The organism is Ideonella sp. P3_A4, from assembly GCF_056403075.1.
Window position 1 is genome coordinate 1 of sequence record NZ_JBFUGE010000493.1, and the last position, 4,469, is coordinate 4,469.

At 65.8% G+C, this 4,469-nt stretch carries 4 protein-coding genes; 2 read left to right on the plus strand and 2 right to left on the minus strand.

Going from position 1 to position 4,469, the window contains the following annotated elements:
• A partial coding sequence (locus AC1DYI_RS27535) for a LysR family transcriptional regulator (protein WP_477207310.1) occupies positions 1-826 on the plus strand: 826 nt, incomplete at its 5' end.
• Positions 827-945: 119 nt separating this feature from the next.
• Positions 946-2,379, plus strand: a complete 1,434-nt coding sequence (locus AC1DYI_RS27540; protein ID WP_477207311.1) for an NAD-dependent succinate-semialdehyde dehydrogenase — start codon at positions 946-948, stop codon at positions 2,377-2,379.
• Between the two features lie 38 nt (positions 2,380-2,417).
• On the opposite strand, the gene AC1DYI_RS27545 is transcribed toward AC1DYI_RS27540, so the two are convergent.
• Both AC1DYI_RS27545 and AC1DYI_RS27550 read right to left on the minus strand, forming a co-directional pair.
• A complete protein-coding gene (locus AC1DYI_RS27545) occupies positions 2,418-3,122 on the minus strand; it encodes a class I SAM-dependent methyltransferase (protein ID WP_477207312.1) in 705 nt (234 codons plus the stop codon).
• A gap of 192 nt (positions 3,123-3,314) precedes the next feature.
• Positions 3,315-4,427 carry an acyltransferase family protein gene (locus tag AC1DYI_RS27550; RefSeq protein WP_477207313.1) on the minus strand — a complete coding sequence of 371 codons (1,113 nt, stop codon included), beginning with the start codon at positions 4,425-4,427 and terminating at the stop codon, positions 3,315-3,317.
• Between the last annotated feature and the right edge of the window lie 42 nt (positions 4,428-4,469).

Genomic DNA, 4,469 nt, shown 5'->3' on the forward strand with positions numbered 1-4,469 from the left:
GACCAAGAGCATCGCCAAACTCGAAAAAGACCACGGCGTCGCCCTGCTTGACCGCACCGGCCAGGGCGCGGCGCTGACGGCCGAAGGCGTCGTCTTCCTGCGCTACGCCAAATCGATCGTGCTGGAGGCGGACCGGGCCGAGGCCTGGCTGGTCAGCTCTCGCGAAGCGCGTGTCGAGCGCATCGCGCTGGGCGTGTCGATCGAGCCTTCGCTGCACCTCGTGCCCGCCGTGCTGGCGGACTTTCGCCGCATGCTGCCCGAGGTCGCCCTGCAGTTGACGCATGGCGTCTCGTCGACGCTGCTGGCCGGCGTGCGCGAGAACCGGCTCGAATTTGCCGTCACGCTGCTGCCAGCCGACTTCGACGCAAGCGACCTGGCGATGCAGGTGCTGTTCGAATCCGAATCGGTCATTGCAGCCCGCACGGGCCATCCGCTGTGCGCCGCGGCGTCCGTCACCGACCTGGTGGCTTGCGACTGGATCGTCGTCGGCGACCCGGCACAGCCGGCAGACCAGGACCCGAGCATTCGCGAGCTGTTCCTCGAACAGTCGCTGGAACAACCGCGCATCGCCGCCGTGACCGATTCGCTGTTCGGCGCTGTCGCGATGCTGGTCGAATCCGACTGCCTGGCACGGCTGCCCAAGGCCACGCTCGATCACCCGTTGATCGCGGGCAAGCTCGCCAGCGTCAAGACGGCGCAGGCATCGCGCCGCTACCAGATCGCCATCGTGCGCAAGGCCAACCGCCACCTTTCCCGCGAGGCGCAGACGCTGTGCGCCATGCTGGCCTCGTTTGCACGCATTGCGCCAGCATTGCCGCAACGCTGACCAGCGACTGAGGAAGTGATCGCCGATGGTGATCGCGATGCCGGCCCAGGGCATCGACAGGCGCGCGCCGCAACGCCATCATCCGCGCCCCGGCCACAAGCCAGCTGCCCTTGCGGAACATGACGCATCGCGAACCCGACCTGAAACTTCTCATCGACGGCGAATGGCTGACCGCGGGTCACCGGCGCACGATCCCGGTGCTCAACCCCGCCACCGAATCCCCTCTGGGCGAACTGCCGCTGGCAGACGCCGCCGACCTCGACCGGGCACTACACGCATCCGCTCGCGCCTTTGCGCTCTGGCGCCACAGCAGCGTCGATGAACGCGCCCGGGTGCTGAAAGGCGCCGCCGCGCTGCTGCGCGACCGCGTCGACCTCATCGCGGCCCAAGCCACGGCGGAAGAAGGCAAACCGCTGGCCGAGTCCCGCGGAGAAACGCTCGGCTCGGCCAACCTGCTCGAGTTCTACGCCGAAGAATGCCGGCGCAGCTACGGCCGGGCTCTGGTGCGCCCGTCCGGCATGCGCTCGCTGGTGCTGAAAGAGCCCGTCGGCCCGGTGGCCGCCTTCGCGCCGTGGAACTTTCCGCTGCACAACCCAGCCCGCAAGCTGGGGGCGCCGATCGCCGCCGGCTGCTCGGTCATCATGAAGCCGGCCGAGGAATCGCCCGCGTCGGCGCTGCACGTGGCACGAGCGCTGGTCGATGCGGGGCTGCCGCCAGGTGTGGTGCAGATCGTCTTCGGCGTACCGGATGACGTGTCGCGCCACCTGCTGGCCTCGCCCGTCGTGCGCCAGGTGTCGTTCACCGGCTCCACTGTGGTCGGCAAGCACCTGATGCGCCTGGCCGCCGACCAGGCGATGCGCACGACGATGGAGCTCGGCGGCCACGCCCCGGTGATCGTGTTCGACGATGCCGACATCGACCGGGCGCTCGACATCCTGGTGCGGTCCAAGTTGCGCAACGCCGGTCAGATCTGCATCTGCCCGACGCGGTTTTACGTGCAACGCGGGGTGTACGACCGTTTCGTCGAAGGCTTCGTCCGGCGGGCCCGCGAGTGGGTGGTGGGCAACGGCCTGGACGAAGGCGTGCAGATGGGGCCAATGGCCAACGCACGGCGCACCGCGGCGATGGAGGCCTTCGTCACCGACGCTCGGCAACAAGGCGCGCAACTGCTGCTCGGCGGCGAGCGCCTGGGCAGCACCGGCTACTTCTACCGGCCCACCGTGCTCGGCCATGTCCCCGAGACGGCGCGCGCGATGAACGAAGAGCCGTTCGGGCCGTTGGCGCTGATGGCACCCTTCGACACCTTCGATGAAGCCGTCGCCAGCGCCAACCGGCTGCCGTACGGCCTGGCCGCCTACGCCTTCACGCAGTCCGCCCGCACCGCCCTGCTGATCGGCGAGGCGCTCGAAAGCGGCATGGTGGGCATCAACACCACCGTGATCGCCGGCCCCGACACCCCCTTCGGCGGCATCAAGCACAGCGGGCACGGCACTGAAGACGGGGCTGAAGGGCTGGCGGAGTACATGGTCAACAAGGTCATCCATCAGGCCTGATGCGGCCGAAAGTCAGGTCCACCAGAACGCTGCGGGCTTCACGTCTTCTGTGCCAGAAACACCCAGAGAAAGCTCTCGCCGAAGAGCCCGCTCTCGATGCCGGGCTTGCGCATCTGGCGGATGGCGCGAACCTGCAGGCTCGTTGACCAGATTTCTCGCAGGCGTTCTTCGGTGTAGCCCAGGCCACCGCCCATCGAGCGGCGTTCGTAGACGTCTTCATCCGAATAGCCGCTGCCGCCTTCCGGCCTGAAGCAGGTCAAGCCGAACCAGCCGCCAGGCTTCAATGCATGGGCGACCAGCTCGACATACTTCTGGCGCCGGTGCGGTGCGATGTGATGAAAACACCCTGAGTCGTAGACCAGATCGCAGGTGYCGGCTTCCAACGCCAGTTCGAAGACAGTCCGACGCGTCAGGGTGACGGCGACACCAGCCTCGGACACGCGCTCTCGAGCCCAATCGATGGCCGTTTGAGAGTAGTCGACCGCTTCAACCAAGAACCCCTGACGCGCCAGGTAGATGGCATTGCGCCCGTTCCCGCACCCGAGTTCGATGGCCCGTCCCGCGCGAATCGATCCGTCGCCCACCCACTCGGCCAAGCTCTCGTCAGGCTCGGTGCCAAAGAAGGGACAGGGCTTGGCGCGGTCCAGGTAGAACGAATCCCACCAACGGCTCTCATGGGCGGCCAGAAAGGCATCCAGCTCGACCAACTCACGCTCCGTCAGACGGTCGAATCTGTTTGCCATGGCTTCATCGCGGGGGTGCGTTCGTTGAAATGGCCCAAACCTGTGACCTTGTTGGCGCCGAATTGTTAAGCAACTTTACACACAGGCCAAATAGACACCCTTCGACGCAGCTGTGACATCCCGGAACGTGCCAACGCCAGGGCGAACGAGCGGTGAGGCGGCCCACCCATCGCCCCCGCTACGCGCCGAAGGCTAGCCTGCCGACATCGCCGGCCGCCGCTGTGGGGCCATCCACGACAGCAGCAATGCCTTGAGCGGGGCCTTCTGGCGTTCGATGCTGGCACCGAGCATCCAGACCACGGCGAGCGAGCCGAACGCCACGAAGGCGGTGCGGTGCTCTTCCATGCCGACCGATGGTGTCAGCGCCGCGAAGAACTGCAGCAGCGGATAGTGCAGCAGGTACAAGGCGAAGGTGAAGCCCGCCGCATAGCGGATGGGCCGCTCCAGCAGCGCCGGGCACTTGCGCAGATGCGGAGCCAGCGCCACGGCGCCAATGAAGTTGGCGGCGACACAGATGCCGATGAAGTAGCTYGACAGGAACCTTCTCGACCAGGACAGCTTGTCGTAGAGCACTTCATGGCCGAAAAGCTGCTCGCTGTGGTCCATCAGATAGTCCGGGCCGCCGACGAGCCTGAAGACCAGGTACAGCGCGATCGAGCCGAAGAAAAGAAAGAGGCCGGCGCCCACACCGGGCCTGGACTCCCTGGAGCGGCGGTAGGCCCACACACCCAGCAACCAGACCGGCAGCAACAGCAGAATCTTCGGGCCGATCAGCAAGCAGACTGCGGTGACGGCCACGTACCTGGCGTTACCGCGCAGGAAATGCGCAGCAGCGAACAACACGTAGTACCAGGCCTCGTACCCCAGCGACCAGAACGGCCCATTGGAGAACGGCCGTGTGTAGGAGAACCACAGTTCGTTGGTGAAGCTCAGGCTGGCCAGCACGCGGATCAGCGGTTGGTCGTATTCGTACCAGCGGCCGGTGTACAGGCTCGGGTCCAGCTTCGAGCCGGCCGCGTCCAAGACGAAGGTCAGGATCAACGCCGGCACCACCACCGAATACAGGCGGGCAAGGCGACTGGCCGCGTACTCTTCGATCGAGCGTTCCTTCGTCGCCACAACGTGGGCAATCACGAAACCAGACAGCACGAAGAACGCCATCACGGCGTCGTTGCCGAGGTGCGCGAAGTGCCGGAAAACGGGCAGGCCGCCGGTGAATCGTTGGTAGGTGGCATGCACGACGAAGACCAACATCGCAGCCAGGAACCGGACCAGATCGAGATAGATTGAAAGATTTCGATGCATTGAAGCATTCTTGAGGAGTTAAGTACCGACCTGTTGTCAAGC